This is a genomic window from Streptomyces sp. NPDC003011, from assembly GCF_053591515.1.
In genome coordinates, this window is the sequence record NZ_JBSFTY010000001.1 from 227,954 (window position 1) to 249,911 (window position 21,958).

The following is a 21,958-nucleotide window of genomic DNA, read 5'->3' on the forward strand; positions in this document are numbered from 1 at the left end:
CATCAGCCGCCCGCAGGCACTCCGCCGACGCCTCCAGGACAGGCCGAAGGGCCCGTACCCTCCCGGGTACGGGCCCTCCTGGTGAAGACCGGATTGCGGTTGGTCGCGCGTTCAGGCAGAGACGCGAACCATGTCGGCCTGCGGGCCCTTCTGGCCCTGCGAGATCTCGAACTCGACCCGCTGGCCCTCTTCAAGGGTGCGGTACCCGTCCATCTGGATGGCGCTGTAGTGGACGAAAACATCCGCACCACCGTCGACCGCGATGAAGCCGTACCCCTTCTCCGCGTTGAACCACTTGACGGTGCCCTGAGCCATGCCTAACTCCCCTATTACTGGCCCTTGCACAGATCCACACTTCGTGGATCCGGGTCAGACCTCACCCCCCACACGATTGGGGGCGTGCGCCGGAACGCGTCGACCGCGGCCGAATGTATCTGCCCAACTGCCGTCTGCAACAGGTCAATCGGACGAGAATTCCGGACGCACACGATCCGGAATGTGGCGAGAATTCGCCTGAATTCAGGGCAAGTCGGGCCCCACAAAGAGCACAAAAGCCACGAAAGAGGCACACACTTTGGCTACATCTTGTCGGGCGTAAGGCGGTGATCAAAGGCCGCCGACAGGGGGTCCGGCACCGCGTTCCCCAACTGTACCGCGCTCAACCACATTGAATTGCCCCCTCCGCTTCTCTTACGGAGGGGGCAATTCGTTGAACGCTCGGTAACTGACATTACCGAAGGTAATGATCAGCCGCCGGCGACGGCCGGAATGATGGAGACACCGGCGCCGTCCGGGGTCGCCGTCTCCAGGCCCTGCTCGAAGCGGACGTCGTCGTCGTTCACGTACACGTTGACGAACCGCCGCAGCTTGCCCTGGTCGTCCAGGACACGGGCGGCGATGCCCGTGTGGTTCTTCTCCAGGTCGGCGATGACCTCGCCGAGGGTGGCTCCGTCGGCGGCGACCTCGGCCTTGCCGCCGGTGTAGGTGCGCAGGATGGTGGGGATGCGGACGGTGACGCTCATGGATTCGACCTCCGGTCAGGGGGATCGCCCTCAGGGGCGCGGGGCTTCGCCCTCAGGGGCGCGGGGCTGTGTTGATGTGCGGCTACCGCCGCGCGGGCGCGACCAGCCCCCACCGGCCCGCGGACGAACAGCAACCTTCTTACGCGAGTCCGGCGTCCCGGAACGACTCCAGGCTGGGACGGATCGTCGCCGTCAGCCCCGTCCCCGCCACCGCGTCCAGCGTCTTGAGCCCGTCACCGGTGTTGAGCACGACCGTCGTCAGCGTCGGATCCAGCAGCCCGTTCTCGATCAGCTTCCGGGTCACACCCACCGTCACCCCGCCGGCGGTCTCCGCGAAGATGCCCTCGGTCCGCGCCAGCAGCTTGATCGCGTCGACGATCTGCTCGTCGTTCACGTCCTCCACCGCGCCACCGGTCCGGCGCGCGATGTCCAGCACGTACGGGCCGTCCGCCGGGTTGCCGATGGCGAGCGACTTGGCGATGGTGTCCGGCTTCTGCGGCCGGACGACGTCGTGCCCGGCCTTGTAGGCGACGGACACCGGCGAGCAGCCCTCGGCCTGCGCACCGAAGATCTTGTACGGCTTGTCCTCGACCAGCCCGAGCGTGATCAGCTCCTGGAGCCCCTTGTCGATCTTCGTGAGCTGGGAGCCGGAGGCGATGGGGACGACGAGCTGGTCCGGCAGCCGCCAGCCGAGCTGCTCACAGATCTCGTACGCCAGCGTCTTGGAGCCCTCGGCGTAGTACGGCCGCAGGTTGACGTTGACGAAGCCCCAGCCCTCGCCGGCCGGGTCGCCGATCAGCTCGGAGCAGAAGCGGTTCACGTCGTCGTAGTTGCCCTCGATGCCGACGAGCTCGCCGCCGTAGACGGCGGCCATGACGACCTTGCCCTGCTCCAGGTCGTGCGGGATGAACACGCACGAGCGGAAGCCGGCCCGGGCGGCGGCGGCGCCGACGGCACCGGCCAGGTTGCCCGTGGAGGAGCAGGAGAGAGTGGTGAAGCCGAAGGCGCGGGCGGCCTCGATGGCCTGGGCGACGACCCGGTCCTTGAAGGAGTGCGTCGGGTTACCGGAGTCGTCCTTCACATACAGTCCGCCGGTGACGCCGAGTTCGCGCGCGAGGTTGTCGGCCTTGACGAGCTTGGTCCAGCCGGGGTTGATGTTGGGCTTGGTCGCCACGTCGGCCGGGACGGGCAGCAGCGGGGCGTAGCGCCAGATGTTCGAGGGTCCCGCTTCGATCCGCTTGCGGAGTTCCTCGGTGTCGTAGGCCGAGAAGTCGTAGGCGATCTCCAGCGGGCCGAAACACTCCTCGCAGGCGAAGACCGGGCCGAGGGGGACGCGGTGAGCGCACTCGCGGCAGCTCAGCGCGGCGGCGGGGCCGAGGTCGACAGGGGAGCCGGTGATGCTGTCCGTGGTGCTTGCAACAGTCTGCGCAGCCATGTGAGGCGAGGCCCTTTCTCCTCATCTTCCTCACGACGCATCTCGCCGTGAGACGGATTTGGCACCTTCCCGAGCCGGGGAGCCTCGCGGAAACGATCGACGGTGATCGCTACGAGACCGGCTGGAGGGTTGCCGGGGCTTCATCGGGCCGTATCCCTCTGCCCCTCTGGATGAGCGGTATGAAGTTGTTGATCGTTGAAACGGAACGCCGACCCCGACATGCGATGGTCATCAGCGTTGTTCAAGACTGTAACCGAAGGCCAGGACAGTTGAGGGAGCCGTCCGAACCGCGAGATGGATCACATGGCCCCCCAGAGACCATGGATCACAGCTCGCCGAGAGAACGCAGAGGAGCCGCGCACTGTGCTGAACGAAGTCGAGCGCTGGCTGAGCACCCGCTCCTGGTCGAAGACCGACCGCCCGCTCCACAAGATCCTGGCCGCGAAACGCGCCACGCACCAGACGGTCAGTGTCGTGCTGCCCGCGCTGAACGAGGAGGAGACGGTCGGCGACATCGTCGCCGTGATCCGTCACGACCTCATGCAGCAGGTCCCGCTCGTCGACGAGATCGTCGTCGTCGACTCGGGATCGACCGACCGCACGTCCGAGGTGGCCGCCGCGGCCGGGGCGCGGGTCGTCCACCGCGACGACATCCTGCCCCGCGTCCCGGCCGTCCCCGGCAAGGGCGAGGTGCTGTGGCGCTCGCTCCTGGTCACCAGCGGTGACATCGTCTGCTTCATCGACGCCGACCTGAAGGAGTTCTCCTCCGACTTCGTCTCCGGGATCGTGGGCCCGCTGCTCACCGACCCCGGCGTCGATCTGGTCAAGGGCATGTACGACCGGCCGCTGCGGGGCGCGGCCGGCCAGGGCGGCCGGGTCACCGAGCTGATGGCCCGCCCGCTGCTGAACATGCACTGGCCGCAGCTGGCCGGTTTCGTGCAGCCGCTCGGCGGTGAGTACGCGGCCCGCCGCTCGCTGCTGGAACAGCTGCCGTTCCCCGTCGGGTACGGCGTGGAGCTGGGCATGCTGATCGACGCCCTGCACCTGGCGGGCCTGGACGCCCTCGCCCAGGTCGACGTCGGGGTGCGCAAGCACCGCCACCAGGACGGGCAGGCGCTCGGCCGGATGTCCGCCGCGATCTACCGCACGGCCCAGCTGCGGCTGGCCCGCGGTCACCTGATCCGGCCCTCCCTCACCCAGTTCGAACGGGGCCGGTCGGGCTTCGAGCCGCGCACCTACTCCGTGGACACGGAGGAACGGCCGCCGATGGCGGAGATCGCCGAGTACGCGCAACGGAAGGTCGCCTGAGGTGCGCCGCGGCACGCGCTCCCCGGGACGGTGGCCACCACCCCGAAGAGGCCGTCCGTACGTTTGAGCGGTTCGGGGCCGGGCTAGGTTGAGGCGTATGGCTTCAACGCACGGTGCTGCAGTACTGGTCGCGTCCAACCGCGGCCCGGTTTCGTACGAGGTTCGCGAGGACGGCTCGCTCCACGCCAGGCGGGGTGGTGGCGGGCTGGTCTCCGGACTGTCCGCCATCGGCCCCGACGCCGGCGCGCTGTGGGTGTGCTCGGCGCTCGGGGACGGCGACCGCGAGGCGGTCCGGCGCGGGGTCGGCGAGCAGGGCGTCCGCATGCTCGACATCCCCGCCGACGTACACGCCGACGCGTACAACGGCATCGCCAACTCGGCGCTGTGGTTCGTCCACCACATGCTGTACCAGACCCCGCTGGAGCCGGTCTTCGACGCGGAGTTCCGGCGCCAGTGGGCGTCGTACGAGACGTACAACCGCGCGTTCGCCGAGGCGCTGGCCCAGGAGGCGGCCGAGGGCGCTGCGGTCGTGGTGCAGGACTACCACCTGACGCTGGTCCCGGGCATGCTCCGCGAGCTGCGCCCGGACCTGCGGATCGGACACTTCTCCCATACGCCGTGGGCGCCGCCGGAGTACTTCCGGATGCTGCCGGACGACATCGCCGGCCAGGTGCTGCGCGGCATGCTCGGCGCGGACCGGCTGGGCTTCCTCACCCACCGCTGGGCGGACGCGTTCACCGCGTGCGCGGAGCAGTTCGCCGGAGGGCTCGGGGGCACCCGGATCGGGGTGCACGGGCTCGGCGCCGACGCGGACTTCCTGCGCGAGCGGGCGCACGAGAGCGACGTGGACGAGCGGATGGCGGCGCTGCGGAAGGAGATCGGCACGGCTCCCGGCGGCGGCGCGCGCAAGGCGATCGTCCGGGTCGACCGGACCGAGCTGTCGAAGAACATCGTGCGCGGGATGCTGGCCTTCCGGCAGCTGCTTCAGGACCGTCCCGAGTGGCGCGAGCGGGTGGTGCACGTCGCGTTCGCCTACCCGTCGCGGCAGGATCTGGAGGTGTACCGGGAGTACACGGCTCAGGTGCAGCGGCTGGCGGAGGACATCAACGCCCGGTACGGGACGCCGGACTGGACGCCGGTCGTGCTGCACGTCAAGGACGACTTCGCGCGCTCGCTGGCGGCCTACCGGCTGGCGGACGTGGCCCTGGTCAACCCCATCCGGGACGGGATGAACCTCGTCGCGAAGGAGGTGCCGGTGGTCTCCGACGAGGGGTGCGCGCTGGTGCTGTCGCGGGAGGCGGGGGCGTTCGAGGAGCTGGGCGAGGACGCGATCGCCGTCAACCCGTACGACGTGGTCGCGACGGCCGAGGCGCTGCACGAGGCGCTGGTGATGCCGGTCGGCGAGCGGGCGGAGCGGACGAAGCGGCTGGCGGCGGCGGCGACCGCGCTGCCGCCTGCGCAGTGGTTCCTGGAGCAGCTGTCGGCGCTGAGGGCCTGATCTCTCCCGCCCCGTCCTCAAGCGCCGGACGGGCTTGCTGACGAGCCTTTAGGTGATCCGCTCCGCCAGGGCCCGCAGGAGTCCCACGACCCCCTGCGGGCCGTCGACCACCACGTCCGCCCGTTCCCGCACCTCGGTGACCTCGTCGTTGCCGCTGCACACCAGCAGGCCCGGGGTGCCCTGGGAGCGGAGGGTGTCGACGGCGGCGAAGGCGGGGAGGTCGCCGAGGTCGTCACCGGCGTACAGGACGGACCCGGCGGAGAGTTCGCGGGCGTAGTCGAGGAGGGCGACGCCCTTGTCCATGCCGGGCGGACGGAGTTCGAGGACCATCCGGCCCGGCTCGACGATCAGGCCGTGCCGGGCGGCCAGGTCGGTGAGCGGGGCGCGCAGGGCCTCGAAGGCGGCCTGCGGATCGGCGGCCCGGCGGGTGTGGACGGCGATCGCGCGGCCCTTCTCCTCGATCCAGGTGCCCTGCCAGGCGCCGGCCCGGTCCAGGAGGCCGGGCAGTTCGGCGCGGGCGGCGGCCACACCGGGATGCGGGGCGGGGGCGCTGACGGTGCCGGCCTCCCAGCGCTCGGCGCCGTAGTGGCCGAGGACGACGAGGTGTTCCAGGCCCGGGACACCCGCGAAGCCGCCGTTGCGCACCGCGACGGCGGGCGGCCGGCCGGTGACCACGGCGACGGCGGCGACCTTCGGCGCGAGCGCGGCGAGCGCGGGCACCGCGTCCGGGTGCGGGCGGGCCTGCTCCGGGTCCGCCACGATCGGCGCGAGCGTCCCGTCGAAGTCGAGCGCGATCACCGCACGCTCCGGCCGGCTGAGGATGGCCTCCAGCCCCTCCCGCCCCGCGTCCGTCACGGGAACCGGAACCGGGAGCGAAGCTGCGGCTTCCGCGGAGTACGTCTCATGGCTACCCATAGCCCGACCCTATCCACGAACCAGCCAAGCATTCCCCCCGCACACCCCACCGACTCGGCCGACGACCGAACACCGGACGCGCATCGCCCCCCAGCACCTCTCGACCCACCGAGTCGTGCGGCGGCCGAACACCAGGCGCGCATCGGCCTCCACACCAGCTCACGCCCCACCGAGTCGGGCGGCGGCCGAACACCGGACGCGCATCACCCCCCCCAGCACCTCTCGACCCACCGAGTCGGGTGGTGGGTGGGCATAGGCCGGGGGTCTGGGGGCGGAGCCCCCAGGGACGGGGGGACCGGCGCCGGGTGCCGGACAAGCCGGGGGCTGGGGCGGAGCCCTCAGGGACGGGCGCCGGGTGCCGGAGGGAGCGGGGGACGGGGGCGGAGCCCCGAGGGACACCGCCGCACCGGCGCGAAAACCGTCAGCGCTCGCCCCGCCGCGCCTCCCGGACCCGCCGCAACCGGTTCACCGTCACCGGGTCGAATGCCAGCGCCCTCTCGTCGTCCAGCAGCGCGTTCAGCAGCTGGTAGTAGCGCACCGGCGCCAGCCCCAGCTCCTCCCGTATCGCCCGCTCCTTCGCCCCGGGCCCCCCGAACCCGCGCCGTTCCAGCGCGAGAATGTCCCGCTCCCGTCGGCCGAGCCGTTCCTCCTGGTCCATGTCCGGCACGCTATCCGCCGCCACTGACACCGACCACCGGGCCGCTATTCCGCGCTCTGTGCCGCCGACGCCGTCGCCTGCAGCTGGCCCAGGACGGCCGACGGGCTGCCGTTGGGGGCGACGGCCTGGCCGATCCGCTGCTTGATGTCCGCGCTGACCTGCGCCCAGGACGTCTGGCCGACGGGGTACAGCTCGGAGACGGGCAGCTCGTCCAGGAACGGCTTGAGGTCCGCGTCCTGCTTCGCCGTGCTCATCACCTGCGACGCGGACGTGGTCACCGGCAGCAGGTCGTACTTCCGCGAGAAGGCGAGCACGTTCTTCTCGTCGTACACGAAGTCGAGGAAGTCGCCGATCTGCTCGGCGTGACCGTTCTTCCTGAACGCGGTCATCCAGTCGGCGACCCCCATGGACACCTCGCTGGGACCGTCCACCCCGGGCATCGGCACCATGCCGAACTTCACGCCCTTCTCGGCGGCCGTCCTCATCAGCGAGGGATGCCCGTTGAGCATGCCGACGTCCCCCTTCGCGAACGCGGTGAACGCGTCGGCGCGGTTGAGTCTGCCGGGCGCGACCGGCCCGGTCAGGCCCTTGTCGACGAGGTCGTCCTTGAGCCAGGTGAACGTCGCGATGTTCTCCGCGGAGTCCAGGGAGTAGTCGCCGCCGGCCGTGGTGTAGCCGCCCCCGCCGCTGAGCAGCCACTGCATGGTCTCGGCCTGCGCCTCCTCGGGCCCGAGCGGCAGCGCGTACGGGTACGTCACGCCCGCCGCCTTGAGCGCCTTCGCGTCGGCGGCCAGATCGTCCCAGGTCTTCGGCGCGCTGAGGCCGGCCTCGGCGAAGAGGGTCTTGTTGTAGAAGAGCACGCGGGTGGAGGCGGCGAACGGCAGGCCGTACTGCACGCCCCTGACCTGGCCGGCCTCGGTGAGCTGGGCCACGAAGTCGGCCTGGGTGGGGATGGAGAGCAGTTCGTCGGCGGCGTAGAGGAGGTCCTGGGCCGCGTAGTCGGCGTACGCGCCGATCTGTGCCATGTCCGGCGCGTCACCGGCGTCGACCATCTTCTTGACCTCGCGGTCGATGTCGTTCCAGGAGTGGACGGTGACGTCGATCCGCACACCGTCGTGCTTCTTCTCGTACTCCTTGACGAGCGCGTCCCAGTACTTCTGGGAGCTGTTCGCCGCGCTGTCGCCGTAGTCGGCGGCGACCAGCTTCAGGGTCACCTCGCCGGAGTCCCCGGTGACGCCGCAGCCGCCCAGCACCGCCGTCATGCCCAGCGCGAACACCACCGCGCTCATTCCCGTTCCACGCCGCCGCTGCACTGCCAACCGCCCCAAGATCGCTGATCGAAACTCTCGAAAGGTCATACATATAACCCGACAAGGTCTACACCACGTAAGTGGACTAGACCTCTTGAGGGTCCGCAGGTCACACTGTCCCCTGTGAGACATGTCATCGCCCTCGACGTGGGCGGCACCGGGATGAAGGCCGCCCTGCTCGGGGCGACCGGCACCGCCCCTTCCGGGGGCACCGCCCCTTCCGGGGGCACCGCCCCTTCCGGGGGCACACCCCCGAGGCCCCGCGTGCTGCACCAGGCCCGCCGCGCCACCGGCCGCGAGCACGGACCGGACGCGGTCGTCGACGGCATCCTCGACTTCGCCGCCGAGCTGCGCGCGTACGGCGTCCGCCACCTCGGCGAGCCCGCCGCGGCGGCCGGGGCGGCCGTCCCCGGCATCGTCGACGAGCAGCGGGGGGTCGCCGGCTACGCGGCCAACCTGGGCTGGCGGGACGTCCCCCTGCGCGCGCTGCTCGGCGAACGGCTGGGCGTTCCGGTCGCCCTCGGCCACGACGTGCGCACCGGCGGCCTCGCGGAGGGCCGGATCGGCGCCGGCCATGGCGCCGACCGCTTCCTGTTCGTGGCGCTGGGCACCGGCATCGCGGGCGCCATCGGCATCGGCGGCCGGGTCGAGGCGGGCGCCCACGGCTCCGCGGGCGAGATCGGGCACATCATCGTCCGGCCCGGCGGCACCGCCTGTCCGTGCGGGCAGCGCGGCTGCCTGGAGCGGTACGCGTCCGCGGCGGCGGTGAGCGAGGCGTGGGCGGCGGCCCGCGGGAACCCCGGGGCGGACGCGGCCGACTGTGCGCGGGCCGTCGCGTCCGGCGACCCGGACGCCGTACGCGTCTGGCAGGACGCCGTGGACGCGCTGGCCGACGGCCTGGTCACCGCGCTCACCCTGCTGGATCCGCGCACCCTGATCATCGGTGGCGGGCTCGCCGAGGCGGGGGAGACCCTGTTCACACCGCTGCGGGACGCCGTCCAGCGGCGCGTCACCTTCCAGAAGCCGCCGTCCGTCGTTCCCGCGGCACTGGGGGACACGGCCGGGTGCCTGGGTGCCGGACTGCTGGCCTGGGATCTCCTCGACCACACCGACCGTACGGAGGTAACCCCCTGATGGCAGTCCACCCAGGGACGCGGGGAACTGCGCGACCAGCTCCATCCAGCCCGCGGCCCGCGGCCCGCGACGCGCCCCTGGTCCTCTCCGGCGCGAACGTGGTCCTGCCCACGGGAACCGTCGAAGCCGGCCAGGTCACCGTCGACGGCACCCGCATCACCGGCACCACCCCGGAGAACGCGCAGGTCGTCAACGTAGAAGGCCACTGGCTGGTCCCCGGCTTCGTCGACCTCCACAACCACGGCGGCGGCGGCGCCTCCTTCACCTCCGGCACGGTCGACGACGTCCTCAAGGGCATCCACACCCACCGGCTGCACGGCACCACCACCCTCGTCGCCTCGACGGTCACCGGCGACATGGACTTCCTGGCCCAGCGGGCCGGCCTGCTGTCCGAGCTGGCCGAGCAGGGTGAGATCGCCGGCATCCACTTCGAGGGGCCGTTCATCTCCCCGTGCCGCAAGGGCGCGCACTCCGAGGAGCTGCTGCGCGACCCCGACCCGGCGGAGGTGCGCAAGCTGATCGACGCGGCGCGGGGCCAGGCGAGGATGGTCACGCTCGCCGCCGAGCTGCCCGGCGGCATCGACTCCGTACGGCTGCTGGCCGAGCACGGGGTGATCGCGGCGATCGGGCACACCGACGCCACGTACGAGCAGACGGTCGAGGCGATCGAGGCCGGCGCCACGGTCGCCACCCACCTCTTCAACGCGATGCCGGCCCTCGGACACCGCTCCCCCGGCCCGATCGCCGCCCTCCTGGAGGACGAGCGGATCACGGTCGAGCTGATCAACGACGGCACGCATCTGCACCCCGCCTCGCTCCAGCTGGCCTTCCACCACGCGGGCGCGGACCGGGTCGCGTTCATCACGGACGCGATGGACGCGGCCGGCTTCGGCGACGGCCGTTACTGGCTCGGCCCTCTGGAGGTCGAGGTCGCCGACGGCGTCGCCCGCCTGATCGCGGACGGCACGATCGCGGGCTCCACCCTGACCCTGGACCGGGCCTTCCAGCGGGCGGTGACGGTCGACGGCCTGCCGGTGGAGGACGCGGTGGCCGCTCTGTCCGCCAACCCGGCCCGGCTGCTGGGCCTGTCCGACACCGTCGGCTCCCTGGAGCCCGGCAAGGACGCCGACCTGGTCCTCCTGGACGCCGACTTCGCCCTCAAGGGCGTGATGCGCCGCGGCGCATGGGTGGTCGATCCCCAACTGGGGTGATCTGTCCCGCTGTCGAGGCGGTGGCTGTCCTGGGAAACGGGAAACGGGGACGGCCGCCGTCCGTTCGGCATGATCGGCTCGCCGGACGGCCGGCCAGCCGGACGGACGGACGGCGCACATCGAGACGTGGTGGCCGTCGGGACGGCCACCGTCGATGACGCCGCTAGTCCTCGACCTGCCCGGCCTTCAGCCGCAGCCGGTCCAGGAGGACGTCGCACTTGTCGCCGTTCTGGCAGGAGATCGAGATCGTGTTCGTGCCCTTGTTGAGGGTGGGCCACGCGTACGTCTTGGTCCAGCCCTTCGCGTAGTCGCCCTCGCCGGCGCCCGCGAAGTTGCCCAGGTTCAGCTTGCTGCCGAACGCCTTGCCGTTGACGGTGAGCGTCATCTCCTGGTCCTTGCCGGGGACGCTGTAGTCCGCGAAGAGGGTGTAGGTGCCCTGCTTCGGGATGCCGTTGACGGTCCAGGTCACCTCGGAGCCGACCTGGTTCAGCCCGGTCACGTAGACGCCGCCCTCAGCGGTGGCGCCCTCGACGTCGGAGGCGGTCACCACACCGGCCCCGAGCCGCAGCGTCTTGGCGTCGGTCGCCGGCAGGTCCGCCTGGGCGGCCGCGCTGCCGCTCGCCGACGGGCTCGGCTTGCCGCTCTGGGAGGTCGTCGGCGCGGTGGACGCCTGGTCGCCGCCCGCGCTGTCGTCGTCGTTGCCGTTCGTCATCGCCACAGCGATGCCGATGACGACCGCCGCGACCACCGCGACGGCCCCGATCAGCAGCCCCTTGGTGTTGGGGCCACGACGGCCGCCGCCACCGCCGCCGTAGGACGGCTGCGCGTGCTGGGCGGTGGGGGCGCCGCCCGGGAAGCTCTCCGGAGCGGCGTAGTGCGTGTTCGACTGGCCGTAGGGGGCCTGGGCCTGCTGCGGGACCTGGCCGTAGGCCGCGGTCGCGGCGGCCGGGGCCTGCTGGCCGTACTGCCGCTGGCCGACGGCCCGCACCCGGTTGACGGAGTTCGGGTAGCCGTAGCCACCACCGGACGGCGGCTGGGCGCCGTTGGCCTGTCCGTCGGCGTAGAGGTAGCCGAACGGGTCGTCGTCCTCGGGCGTGCTCGCGCCGTTGTTGCCGGCCGTCATCCCTTGGTCTCCTCAGCGGGTGCGTGCGGATGCGATTCGTGTGGTGAGGCTGCCGAGCCTACCCGCTCCGCATGGCCCGAACGGGTGACTCGGATCGCATCAGCTCGCTGACCTGGGACTCATCCCGCACGTCTGTGCTGTTTGGGACGCGATCGTTTCTCTACGTACATCCGCTCGTCGGCCGACTTCAGCACCTCGTCCGCCGTCATCCCGCAGTGCGCCCACCCGATGCCGAAACTGGCGCCGACCCGCATGACCCGGCCGTCGACCCGGATCGGCTGGATGATCTCGTTGCGCAGGCGGACGGCCAGGTCCTGGGCGTCGGCCCGGCCGAGCCCGTCGGCCAGGACGACGAACTCGTCGCCGCCGAGCCGGGCCACCGTGTCGCCGTCGCGGACGCCGCCGGACAGCCGCCGGGCGACCTCGATGAGGACCGCGTCACCCGCGTTGTGCCCGAACCGGTCGTTGATCGACTTGAAGCCGTCGAGGTCGCAGAAGAGGACCGCGAGCCCCTTGGTGCCGTCGTCGCGCTCCCCCTCGGGGGCGACGGTGTGCACATGGTGGTCGTAGGCGTCGAACGCCTCGACGCCCGGCGGGTAGGCGAAGCCGTGGCCGTTGGAGTCGAGGGCGGGGTGGCCGAAGGCCGCGTCCACGGGTTCGAGGGCGCCCGCTTCGGTGGCCCGCTGGCACAGGCGCGAGGAGAGCCGGGAGCGCAGCTCGGCGGAGTTCGGCAGACCGGTGAGCGCGTCGTGCGAGGCGCGGTGGGCGAGCTGGAGCTCGCGGCGCTTGCGGTCCTCGATGTCCTCGACGTGCGTGAGGAGAAACCGGGGGCCGTCGGCGGCGTCGGCGACGACGGAGTTGCGCAGGTGCACCCAGACGTACGTGCCGTCCCGGCGGCCCAGGCGCAGTTCGGCCCGGCCGCCCTCGGCGGAGGTCCTGAGCAGGGTGCCTATGTCCTCGGGGTGGACGAGGTCGGAGAACGAGTAGCGGCGCATCGCGGACGCGGGGCGGCCCAGCAGCCGGCACAGGGCGTCGTTGGTGCGCAGGATCCGGCCGTGCTGGTCGCCGCCCATCTCGGCGATGGCCATGCCGGAGGGGGCGTACTCGAAGGCCTGCCGGAAGCTTTCCTCGCTGGCACGCAGGGCCTGCTGCTCCCTTTCGAGCCTGACCAGTGCGCGCTGCATGTTGGCGCGCAGACGCGCGTTGCTGATCGCGATGGCGGCCTGGAACGTGTACATCTGGAGCGCTTCGCGTCCCCACGCGCCCGGCCTGCGGCCGTTGCGCGGCCGGTCCACGGACAGCACTCCGATGAGTTCACCGCTCGCGGCGCCCTGGAGGCCCGAGGTGTACATGGGCGCGAAGAGCCGGTCGGAGGGGTGCCACTCGTCCTCGAAGCGGGGCGCGGGACCGTCGGTGTACCACTGCGGTACGTCGTCGTCGTCGAGGACCCAGCCCTCGGTGTGCGGGATGAACACCAGGCCGCCCCAGTGTTCCCCCATGCTCAGCCGGCGCTCCCAGGACTCCCGCGAGCCGACCCGGCCGGTGATCAGTGCCTCGGCCGCGGAGTTGCCCGCGAAGGCGGCGACCACGAGGTCGCCGTCGGGGCGTACGAGGTTCACACACGCCAGCTCGTATCCGAGGGCGGCGACCACGCCGTCCGCGACCGTCTGCAGTGTGTCGGCCAGGCTGCGGGCCGCGTTCATGTCGGCCATGACCTGGTGCAGCTGTCGCAGGGACGCAAGACGGACGTAGGGTTCCGACTCGGTCTCCATGCTCGCCCTCCCCCCGAGACCTCGCAGCGAATCAAGGGTTCTGTTCGGCGCTTGTGGTCGGTGGTGCCCTTGCATCTTCCCGCCACTGAATCACAGCGCGCTGCCCACTCGGTACACAGGGTCAACAATTAGTGCCTCTTGTGACTCAAGTCACAGCGAAACATGAACAATTGAGTGGGGTTTCTGCGTTTTCCCTGTGCGTTTACTGAACGCAAACTTTGTGCGGATGTGGAGACGGTATCGACCGTACCCGGGGAGACTCGTCCGCGAGTCCTAGGACCGCGCTCAGCCCGGGGCCCGATGCGGTGCGTGCGGGGCGGAGATTAGCGTTTCGGGCGTGCCCGACACTCCCTCCGTCACTTCCGCCGCCGTTGCCTCCCTCGCCTCCACCGCCTCCCTCGCCTCCGCCGCCTCCGCCGCCTCCGGGCATGCTGTGGGGGTGAGCAACGACGAGTTCCGCGCCGCCATGTCCCGGCTGGCCGCAGGGGTGGTCCTGGTGACCGCACGTGAGGCGTCCCTCGACCCGGACGACCCGCAGGCCCCGGTCGGCGAGGACGTCGGCATGACCGCGACGGCGTTCCTGTCGGTCTCCCTCGACCCGCCCCTGGTACTGGTCAGCCTGCGCGAGGGCTCCCGGATGGACGACCTGCTCGACGAGCAGCCCCTGTGGGCGGTGTCGGTGCTGTCCGAGAGCCAGCGGCACATCGCCGGCCGGTTCGCCATGAAGGGCCGCATCAGCGACCGTCTCCTCTTCGAGGACATCCCGTACGTCCGCGGCGGGGTGACCGGCGCGCCCCTGGTGGGCGGCGCCCTGGCCACCCTGGAATGCCGCACCGAGCAACGCGTACCGGCCGGCGACCACACCCTGGTCGTCGCCCGCGTCCTGACGGCCTCCCTGCCGAGCGCGGACGGGGGCCCGCTGACGTACTTCCGGGGGCGGTACCGGCAGTTGGGGTGAGGGGACGACCGCGCGCGCGGGGAGAACAGGGGACGCCGGCACCCGGCCTACCCCCAGTCGCGTCCCGTCCGTCCCCGCTTGGTGTCCGAGCGCTGCTTCTTCTCGCGCAGGCGGCGTTCGTTGATGCCGCGCGGGATGCGGGTCGCCCGGCGGGGCTTGGGCGGCGGAGCCGTCGCCTCGGCGAGGAGCGCGGCCAGGCGTACCGCGGCGGTCTCGCGGTTGCGCCACTGGGAGCGGTGCTCGGAGGCGCGGACGGTCACCACGCCGTCCACGAGCCGCCCGGCCAGCCTGTCCAGCGCCCGCTGCTTCCACACCTCGGGCAGGGCCTCGGTGCGCGCCAGGTCGAAGCGGAGCTCGACGCGCGAGTCGCTGGTGTTGACGTGCTGACCGCCCGGCCCCGACGACCGCGAGAAACGCCACATGAGCTCGGCCTCGGGGAGCGAGACGGAGCCGCGGATGAGATAGGGCCCGGACATGCCGTCCATGTTCCCGCCTCTGACCGGTCCACGTCACCCCCATTTATCGGGGGCGGCCCCGGTTCGGTAAAGAAAGTAAAGACACGGGGAACCTTGGACACCTGGCACGACGTTCATAGGTGTAGCTGTAGCTTCGTGCCCGTCAGACAACGAGGGAAGGGACTCCCAACAATGGCTGTAAGCCTGTCCAAGGGTGGCAACGTCTCGCTCACCAAGGAGGCTCCGGGCCTGACCGCCGTCACCGTGGGCCTCGGCTGGGACGTCCGCACCACCACCGGCACGGACTTCGACCTCGACGCCTCCGCGATCGCGGTCAATCCGCAGGGCAAGGTCTTCTCGGACGCCCACTTCGTCTTCTTCAACAACAAGCAGACGCCGGACCAGACCATCGTCCACACCGGCGACAACCGCACGGGCGAGGGCGCGGGCGACGACGAGGCCATCAACGTCAACCTGGCGGGTCTCCCCGCCGACGTCGACAAGATCGTCTTCCCGGTGTCGATCTACGACGCCGAGAACCGCTCGCAGAACTTCGGCCAGGTCCGCAACGCCTACATCCGCATCGTCAACCAGGACGGCGGCACCGAGATCGCCCGCTACGACCTCTCCGAGGACGCGGCCACGGAGACGGCGATGGTCTTCGGCGAGCTCTACCGCAACGGCGCGGAGTGGAAGTTCCGCGCGGTCGGCCAGGGGTACGCCTCGGGCCTGACCGGCATCGCCCAGGACTTCGGCGTCAACGTCTGATCCGACGTCCCACGGCAACCTGCCGGAGCCCCCGACCGTCGTGACGGCCGGGGGCTCCGGCATGCCGACCGGGAACCCCCGCGTGACGGCTCCCGCGTGACGGCTGACGGCTGACGGCTGACGGCTGACGGCTGACGGCTGACGGCTCCAGTATTCCCGCCATCCCACCGCCGGCCGGCCGATAGGTTGCCCGCGTGATCCTCACGCCCCTCTCCCTCACCCCCGGCCGCGACATCCCGGGCCCCCTGCTCACCGAACTCACCGCGCTCTACGCCGCCAACCGCGACTTCCACGCGCTCAGCGGCGACTTCCCCGACCCGCAGGACATCCGCCCGGAGCAGGTGGCGGCCGCGCTGGCCGAGGAGGCGGTGACCCCGGGGGCGGAGGTGCTGCTGGCCCGCAGCGAGGGGCGCCTGATCGGGATCGCGGTCACCCTCGGCCGGCACCCCGACCCGGCCGACCCGGACCCGTGGATCGGCCTCCTGATGGTGGCGGCGGACGTCCAGCGCCGGGGTCACGGACGCCGGTTGGCCGCCCTTGTGGAGGACCGCTTCCGCGCCGCGGGCCGCGCCGCCGTACGCCTGGCCGTCCTCGACGCCAACCCGAAGGGCCTCGCCTTCTGGACGGCCCTCGGCTACGAGGTGATCGGCCACCGCGCGGACCGCGCACGCGGCCGCCCCTGCGCGGTGCTGCGCAAGCCGCTGCGCGTCCCGCGCCGGGCCGCCCGGATCGCCGTGCTGGACCCCGACGGCTCGGTCTTCCTCTTCCGCTACGACAACGACGAGGCCGGCTTCCACTGGGCGCTGCCCGGCGGCGGCCTGGAGCCCGGCGAGAGCCCGCGTGCGGGTGCCCTGCGGGAACTCGCCGAGGAGACCGGCTGGACGGACCTCGAACCCGGCCCCCTCCTGTGCACCTGGGAACACGACTTCACCCGGGCCGGCGTCCCCGTCCGCCGGCACGACCACATCTACGTCGCCCACGGTCCCCACCGCCCTCCGAGCGGCCCCGGCCCGACCGCGCTGCGGACCGAGGAGGGCATCCTCGCCTGGCGCTGGTGGACCCGTGACGAACTCGCCGAACCCCCGGAACCGGTGTGGCCGCCCGGACTGGCCCGGCTGCTGGACGAGTTGCACCCGTGACGGCAGACATCGGTGCCGGCGGGTCCTGCCGGACTCAGCCGCGCGCCGGCCTCCCCTCCCCGTACAGCCAGTCCGTCCAGATCACGTCGAAGTCCTTGCCGGGGGCCCGCCTCTCCACGAACGCCGTGAAGTCCGCGGTGCCGGCGTTGCCGTGGCGGTGCGCGGTGGCCCAGTCGCGCAGGAGGGTGCGGAAGGCGGTGTCGCCCACGGTCCGGCGAATCAGGTGCAGGACCATCGCGCCGCGCTGGTAGACCGGGCTGCCGGAGAGGTGCGCGGCGCTCGCCGGCTTCGCGGGCGGGAACGACCAGAGGTCCTCGTAGACGTCCTCGCCGTGGTCGTGGAGGGCGTCGAAGGTCCGCTGGGCGCTGTCGCCGCCGTGGTCCTCCGTCCACAGCCACTCCGCGTACGTCGCGAAGCCCTCGTTGAGCCACATGTCCCGCCAGGTCTTCGGTGTGACCGAGTTGCCGTACCACTGGTGGGCGAGTTCGTGGACGAGGGTCGCGGTGTCGGGGGCGCCGGGGAAGACGGGCCGGTTCTGGGTCTCCAGGGCGTACCCGGCGTCGCCCTCGCGGTCGACGATCGCCCCGGTGGAGGAGAAGGGGTACGGACCGAAGGCCTCCTCGGCCCACCGCATGATCTCCGGGATCCGCGCCAGCACCTCCCGGCTCGCCTCCGCCTCGGCCGGGTCGACGGCGACGTACACGGGCAGGCGGGAGGCGGGGCCCGGGGCGGAGGCCGGGGCAGAGCGCTCCAGGTCGTAGCGGGTGACGGCGTAGCGGCCGACGGCGAGGGTGGTGACGTGGCTCGCCATGGGTTCGGCGGTGTGCCAGGTGTACGTCGTACGGCCGCCGCTGGTCGTCCGGCCCGTCGGCTCCCCGTTGGAGACGGCCGTCAGGCCCTGCGGCACGGTCACCGCGAGGTCGTACGCCGCCTTGTCCGAGGGGTGGTGGCTGCCGGGGAACCACGCCATGGAACCGGTGGGCTCGCCGAGGGCCAGTGCCCCGTCGGCCGTGCGCAGCCAGCCCTCCCGCGAGCCGTCCGGGTCGGTGATCGCCTCCGGGGTGCCGGAGTAGCGGACGGTGACGCGGAACGTCTCGTCCTCGTCCAGTTCGTCCCGCGGGCGCACGGTCAGTTCCTGACCGGTGCGGTTCCAGCGGGCGTCCCGGCCGTCCACGGCGACCTCGCCGACGTCCAGGCCCTGGAGGTCGAGGTCGAACGCGGAGAGGTCCTGGGTGGCGCGGGCGGTGAGGGTGGCCCGGCCGGTGAGCCGGCGGGAACCGGGGTCGTAGGCGAGGGCGAGGTCGTAGTGGGTGACGTCGTAGCCGCCGTTGCCCGCCTTCGGGAAGTACGGGTCGCGGACACCGGAGCCGCCGGGGGTGCCGTCGACTCCCCCGCCGCACGCGGTCAGGGTGAGGGCGCCGAGCGCGAGGAGGAGGGACGCGCGGGCCGGGACGACCGGTGCGGATCGGGACACGGCAGTGATCCTACGAGGACCCGCGTGACACCATCGCGTACGTGCTCGACATCGGCTACGCCCTCTCCAACCGCTTCCCCGACCCCCCGCAGACCGACTACCGCCGCGCGGACGTCCACACCCTGCGCCACGACCTGTTCTGCGGTGACGTCTACCTCGCCGACACCGAGAAGGACCGGGAACTGTCCACAGCCTGGGGATGGGTGCCGGTGCTCGACTTCGCGTGGGCGCTGTGCGACATCGTGGAGCGGATCGACCGGGACCCGGCGGGCTCCCGCGCCGCCCGCCCGCAGCGTGCGGAACTGGACTTCACGGAGTCGACGGACCGGATGCTCTTCGAGCGCCGCTTCGGCTGGGTGGACATCGAGTCGGACTGGATGCCGGCGGAGGAGCCCCCGCTGACCTTCTCCCACGCCGAACTGCGCCGCGAGGCACGGGACTTCCTGCACGACCTGATCGCCGACCTGGTCGACCTGCACGACGACCTGGGCGAGAACCCGGCGATCTGGACACTTCAGGCCCGCTTCCCCCGGGTGTCGTGAGTCCGAGCGGACGGGCTCGGCGGCAGCGAGCCGCGCTGCGGGGTTCCGTCACCCCTCCACCCTGATCCCCAGCGCCCCCGCCAGCACCGGCGCCAGGTCCAGCAGTTGCGTGGGACTGATCACCGCCCCCGCCAAGCGGTCCACGCCCCGCGCGATCTCCAGCGAGGCGACCCCGCGCAGGTCGACGTCCTTCAGGGTCGCCGCGGTCAGGTCCACCCCCTTCAGCACGCAGCCCGCGAACTCCACCCGCTCCAGCCGGGCGCTCCCGAAGTCCGGCTCGACCAGGACACAGCCCTCGAAGACGACGTCCCTGAGCCGGGCCGAGCGCAGATTCAGGTAGTCGATCTTGCCGCCGCGGATCAGGACCCGCTCCAGGACCGCCCCGTGCAACTGGACCCCGCCCATGCGGGCATCGGTCACCTCGACGTCCCGCAGCGTCGCCTCCCCGAGGTCGGTGCCCACGCCTCGCGGGCCGGTGAGGACCGAGTCCAGGACGCGCGCACGCGTCAGCCGGGTCTCATCCAGCGCGCACCCCGTCAGCGCGCAGTCCATGAACCGGGCACCCCCGCCGTCCTGCCCGGCGAAGTCCGCCTCCCGGAACTCCAGCCCGTCGTAGTCCCCGTCCGGCTCCAGTCCCCCGCCGCCGTACGGCTCCAGCGGCGGCAGCCGCACCTCCGGCCGCCGGGCCGCCTTCACACCGGCCCCGCCCGCCCGGAAGGAACCGCCGGCTCCACCGGAACCAGCGCCCCTGCCGGTCCCGCCGGTCCCACCACTCCCGCCCACCGCTCGCCTCACCATCCGCCCATGCTGCACCCCGCCACTGACAATCGCCGTCACCTGCGAAAACACCGCCGATGTCACATTCCGGCGCACTGCCTCGGTCGTACTCCCGGAAAGGCCACCACCCCGACCCCGACCCCGACCCGAGGGAGATCCCGGACATGCACCGCATCACCGTCATCGGCGGCGGCTTCGCCGGACTGACCGCGGCCATCACCGCGGCCGAGGCGGGCGCCAAGGTCACCCTGTACGAAGCCCGTCACACGCTCGGCGGGCGGGCCCGGACCGCCGAAGGGCCGTACCGGACGAACGACGGACCGCACGCCCTGTACAACGGCGGCCCGCACTGGACCTGGCTCAAGCAGCGCGGCCTGATCGGGCCGCTCGCGCCCCTCCCCCCGCTGGAGGCGGCCCGCCTGCGGCTGCGGTACCGGGGCGTGCTGCGCCGCACCCCGCCGCTCGCCATGCTCAAGCTGCTGCGCCGCGGTGCCCGGCAGGCGCCCGTCGACGTCGACTTCCTGACCTGGGCGACCGGGCAGGCGGGCGAGGAGGGCGCCCGGGCCGCCGCCCACTACTCCGCCGTCGCCCTCTTCCACCACGACCCGGGCTCCCTGTCCGCCGCGTTCGTGCAGGAGCGCCTGCGCCGCGCCACCAAGCTCCCGCCCGAGGCCCACTGGCCGCGCGGCGGCTGGGGCTCTCTCGTCGACCGGATGGCGGCGCGGGCGTGGAACCTCGGGGTGCGCGTGGAGACCCTGGCCCGCGTCGACAGCGTGCCCACCGGCACCCCCGTCGTCGTCGCCACCTCCCTCGACGCCGCCCGCCACCTCCTCGGCGACTCCACCCTGACCTGGCCGAGCGGCCGTACGGTTCTCATCGACCTCGCCCTGCGCACCCGGCGCGGGGACGCCTTCGCCGTCTCCGACCTCGACTCCCCGGGCTGGCTCGAACGCTTCACGGCCCAGGACCGGTCCCTGGCGCCCGCGGGCGAGCAGCTCGTCCAGGGACAGATCCCGATCGCCCCGCACGAGACGAGGGCCGACGGCATCGCCCGCGCCGAGCAGCTCCTCGGCCTCGCCTTCGAGGACTGGCGCGAGCGCGTCACCTGGCGGCGCGAGGCGGTCGCGAACGGCCGTACCGGTGCCGTCGACCTGCCGGGCACGAGCTGGCGCGACCGGCCCGCGATCGACCGCGGCGACGGTGTCTGGCTCGCCGGTGACCAGGTCGCCGCCCCCGGTGTGCTGTCCGAGGTCTCCTTCACCAGCGCCCGCACCGCGGTGTCACTGGCCCTCGGCCGCCACACCCTTGACCTCAAGCATGCTTGAGGTCGAACAGTGGGGTCCGGCAGACGACACCGGTCACCAAGGGGACCCCATGCACGCCATCCGCCTGCACGCCTTCGGCCCGGCCGAGAACCTCGCCTACGAGCGGGCCGAGGACCCGGTGCCGGGCCCCGGCCAGGTCCGTATCGCCGTGGAGGCGGCCGGAGTCCATCTCCTGGACGCCGCCCTGCGCGAGGGCATGCGGGGTCCCCTGCCCGAGCCGCCGGTCCTGCCCACGATCCCCGGCCGCGAGGTCGCCGGCACCGTCGAGTCGCTCGGGGACGGCGTCGCCGGCCGGTGGCTCGGCAGACGCGTGGTCGCCCACCTCGGGTTCGCCCCGGGCGGCTACGCCGAACTCGCCGTCGTCGATGTCGAGCGCGTCCACGAGACCCCGGACAGCCTCGACTCCGCCCAGGCCGTCGCCATGATCGGCACCGGCCGTACGGCGATGGGGATCCTCCAGTTCGCCGCACTCGGCCCGGACGCGGTGGCCGTGATCCCGGCCGCCGCCGGCGGCATCGGCACCCTGCTCGTGCAGTACGCCAGGAACGCGGGCGCCACCGTCGTCGGCCTCGCGGGCGGGCCCGGGAAGACGGCCCGCGTCCGGGCGAACGGCGCCGACCTCGCCGTCGACTACACGGACCCGGCCTGGCCCGAGACGGTGCGCGCCTACCTGGGCGGCCGCAGCGCCACCGTCGTCTTCGACGGCGTCGGCGGCGACATCGCCCGGGAGACCGTCGCCCTGCTCGGTCCCGGCGGCAGGCATATCGTCTTCGGCTGGTCGGGAGAGGGCCTCAAGGACGGCACGCCCCACCTCGTCGACGGTGTCTCCGAGCAGGTCCTCGGCCCCGTGATGATGCGGAAGGCCGGCGGCCCCCACCCCGTGCGCACCCTGGAACTGCGTGCCCTCACCGAGGCCGCCGCGGGCCGCCTCACCCCCGCCGTCCAGCGCTTCCCGCTCGCCGGGGCGGCCGCCGCACACCGGGCCCTGGAGACCCGCGGCACGACCGGGAAGGTGGTGCTGGAGCCATGACCAGGACCCCGCCGTCCCGACCGCGACGGGACCCGGGCGTTCACCCACAGGGGCCAAGACCCTCCCCCTGGGACGCACGCCGGACGGCACCCGCGCGCGGACAC

At 72.3% G+C, this 21,958-nt stretch carries 21 protein-coding genes and 1 riboswitch; of the genes, 10 read left to right on the top strand and 11 right to left on the bottom strand.

Annotation, left to right across the window (positions count from 1 at the left end; all coding sequences use genetic code 11):
- Window positions 1–111 precede the first annotated feature (111 nt).
- From ACWD0J_RS01030 to thrC, 3 genes are all read right to left on the bottom strand, one after another.
- Window positions 112–315, bottom strand: a complete 204-nt coding sequence (locus ACWD0J_RS01030) for a cold-shock protein (RefSeq protein ID WP_010035953.1) — start codon at window positions 313–315, stop codon at window positions 112–114.
- Window positions 316–746: 431 nt separating this feature from the next.
- Entirely contained in the window at window positions 747–1,022 is a 276-nt protein-coding gene (locus ACWD0J_RS01035) for a ubiquitin-like small modifier protein 1 (RefSeq protein WP_286063163.1), read from the bottom strand.
- Window positions 1,023–1,161: 139 nt separating this feature from the next.
- Entirely contained in the window at window positions 1,162–2,457 is a 1,296-nt protein-coding gene (thrC, locus tag ACWD0J_RS01040; RefSeq protein WP_451493573.1) for a threonine synthase, read from the bottom strand.
- Window positions 2,458–2,475: 18 nt separating this feature from the next.
- Window positions 2,476–2,634: riboswitch (SAM riboswitch) on the bottom strand.
- 186 nt (window positions 2,635–2,820) lie between these two features.
- Between thrC and ACWD0J_RS01045 the strand changes: the two genes are divergently transcribed.
- Both ACWD0J_RS01045 and ACWD0J_RS01050 read left to right on the top strand, forming a co-directional pair.
- A complete protein-coding gene (locus ACWD0J_RS01045) occupies window positions 2,821–3,765 on the top strand; it encodes a glucosyl-3-phosphoglycerate synthase (protein ID WP_451493574.1) in 945 nt (314 codons plus the stop codon).
- Window positions 3,766–3,862: 97 nt separating this feature from the next.
- Complete coding sequence (locus tag ACWD0J_RS01050; protein ID WP_451493575.1) at window positions 3,863–5,263, top strand: alpha,alpha-trehalose-phosphate synthase (UDP-forming); 1,401 nt, start codon at window positions 3,863–3,865, stop codon at window positions 5,261–5,263.
- 48 nt (window positions 5,264–5,311) lie between these two features.
- Here the strand turns inward: ACWD0J_RS01050 and otsB are convergent, their stop codons facing one another.
- From otsB to ACWD0J_RS01065, 3 genes are all read right to left on the bottom strand, one after another.
- Window positions 5,312–6,178, bottom strand: coding sequence for a trehalose-phosphatase (gene otsB / locus ACWD0J_RS01055; RefSeq protein WP_451493576.1), 867 nt, complete (start codon window positions 6,176–6,178; stop codon window positions 5,312–5,314).
- Window positions 6,179–6,599: 421 nt separating this feature from the next.
- Complete coding sequence (locus tag ACWD0J_RS01060; protein ID WP_451493577.1) at window positions 6,600–6,836, bottom strand: DUF3263 domain-containing protein; 237 nt, start codon at window positions 6,834–6,836, stop codon at window positions 6,600–6,602.
- Between the two features lie 44 nt (window positions 6,837–6,880).
- Window positions 6,881–8,125: an ABC transporter substrate-binding protein gene (locus ACWD0J_RS01065; RefSeq protein ID WP_451493578.1), complete on the bottom strand. Its 1,245-nt coding sequence runs from the start codon at window positions 8,123–8,125 to the stop codon at window positions 6,881–6,883.
- A 144-nt stretch (window positions 8,126–8,269) separates the two neighbouring features.
- Between ACWD0J_RS01065 and ACWD0J_RS01070 the strand changes: the two genes are divergently transcribed.
- Together ACWD0J_RS01070 and nagA are read left to right on the top strand one after the other, a co-directional pair.
- Entirely contained in the window at window positions 8,270–9,280 is a 1,011-nt protein-coding gene (locus ACWD0J_RS01070; protein ID WP_451493579.1) for an ROK family protein, read from the top strand.
- Window positions 9,280–10,491: an N-acetylglucosamine-6-phosphate deacetylase gene (gene nagA, locus ACWD0J_RS01075; RefSeq protein ID WP_451493580.1), complete on the top strand. Its 1,212-nt coding sequence runs from the start codon at window positions 9,280–9,282 to the stop codon at window positions 10,489–10,491. The genes ACWD0J_RS01070 and nagA overlap by 1 nt, the downstream gene beginning before the upstream one ends.
- A 163-nt stretch (window positions 10,492–10,654) precedes the next feature.
- Here the strand turns inward: nagA and ACWD0J_RS01080 are convergent, their stop codons facing one another.
- Together ACWD0J_RS01080 and cdgB are read right to left on the bottom strand one after the other, a co-directional pair.
- On the bottom strand, window positions 10,655–11,614 hold the full coding sequence (locus ACWD0J_RS01080; protein ID WP_451493581.1) for a carbohydrate-binding protein: 960 nt from the start codon (window positions 11,612–11,614) through the stop codon (window positions 10,655–10,657).
- A 119-nt stretch (window positions 11,615–11,733) separates the two neighbouring features.
- A complete protein-coding gene (gene cdgB, locus ACWD0J_RS01085) occupies window positions 11,734–13,386 on the bottom strand; it encodes a diguanylate cyclase CdgB (protein ID WP_451493582.1) in 1,653 nt (550 codons plus the stop codon).
- A 433-nt stretch (window positions 13,387–13,819) separates the two neighbouring features.
- Here cdgB and ACWD0J_RS01090 point away from each other — a divergent pair, with 433 nt between their 5' ends.
- Window positions 13,820–14,344 carry a flavin reductase family protein gene (locus ACWD0J_RS01090; protein WP_451493642.1) on the top strand — a complete coding sequence of 175 codons (525 nt, stop codon included), beginning with the start codon at window positions 13,820–13,822 and terminating at the stop codon, window positions 14,342–14,344.
- A 47-nt stretch (window positions 14,345–14,391) separates the two neighbouring features.
- Here ACWD0J_RS01090 and arfB read toward each other — a convergent pair whose 3' ends face one another.
- Window positions 14,392–14,829: an alternative ribosome rescue aminoacyl-tRNA hydrolase ArfB gene (gene arfB, locus ACWD0J_RS01095; RefSeq protein ID WP_451493583.1), complete on the bottom strand. Its 438-nt coding sequence runs from the start codon at window positions 14,827–14,829 to the stop codon at window positions 14,392–14,394.
- A 162-nt stretch (window positions 14,830–14,991) separates the two neighbouring features.
- Between arfB and ACWD0J_RS01100 the strand changes: the two genes are divergently transcribed.
- Window positions 14,992–15,567: a TerD family protein gene (locus ACWD0J_RS01100; protein ID WP_451493584.1), complete on the top strand. Its 576-nt coding sequence runs from the start codon at window positions 14,992–14,994 to the stop codon at window positions 15,565–15,567.
- Window positions 15,568–15,761: 194 nt separating this feature from the next.
- Window positions 15,762–16,706 carry a GNAT family N-acetyltransferase gene (locus ACWD0J_RS01105; RefSeq protein ID WP_451493585.1) on the top strand — a complete coding sequence of 315 codons (945 nt, stop codon included), beginning with the start codon at window positions 15,762–15,764 and terminating at the stop codon, window positions 16,704–16,706.
- Window positions 16,707–16,740: 34 nt separating this feature from the next.
- On the opposite strand, the gene ACWD0J_RS01110 is transcribed toward ACWD0J_RS01105, so the two are convergent.
- A complete protein-coding gene (locus ACWD0J_RS01110; RefSeq protein ID WP_451493586.1) occupies window positions 16,741–18,180 on the bottom strand; it encodes a M1 family metallopeptidase in 1,440 nt (479 codons plus the stop codon).
- A 41-nt stretch (window positions 18,181–18,221) separates the two neighbouring features.
- Between ACWD0J_RS01110 and ACWD0J_RS01115 the strand changes: the two genes are divergently transcribed.
- A complete protein-coding gene (locus ACWD0J_RS01115) occupies window positions 18,222–18,722 on the top strand; it encodes a hypothetical protein (RefSeq protein ID WP_451493587.1) in 501 nt (166 codons plus the stop codon).
- Window positions 18,723–18,770: 48 nt separating this feature from the next.
- Here the strand turns inward: ACWD0J_RS01115 and ACWD0J_RS01120 are convergent, their stop codons facing one another.
- The gene (locus tag ACWD0J_RS01120; protein WP_451493588.1) at window positions 18,771–19,520 is read right to left on the bottom strand and encodes a pentapeptide repeat-containing protein; all 750 of its coding nucleotides are present in this window, start codon (window positions 19,518–19,520) and stop codon (window positions 18,771–18,773) included.
- A 143-nt stretch (window positions 19,521–19,663) separates the two neighbouring features.
- Between ACWD0J_RS01120 and ACWD0J_RS01125 the strand changes: the two genes are divergently transcribed.
- Window positions 19,664–20,824 (top strand): FAD-dependent oxidoreductase, encoded by a 1,161-nt coding sequence (locus ACWD0J_RS01125; protein WP_451493589.1) that lies wholly within the window; start codon window positions 19,664–19,666, stop codon window positions 20,822–20,824.
- A gap of 49 nt (window positions 20,825–20,873) precedes the next feature.
- Window positions 20,874–21,854, top strand: a complete 981-nt coding sequence (locus ACWD0J_RS01130; protein WP_451493590.1) for a zinc-binding dehydrogenase — start codon at window positions 20,874–20,876, stop codon at window positions 21,852–21,854.
- The last annotated feature ends 104 nt before the right edge of the window (window positions 21,855–21,958 follow it).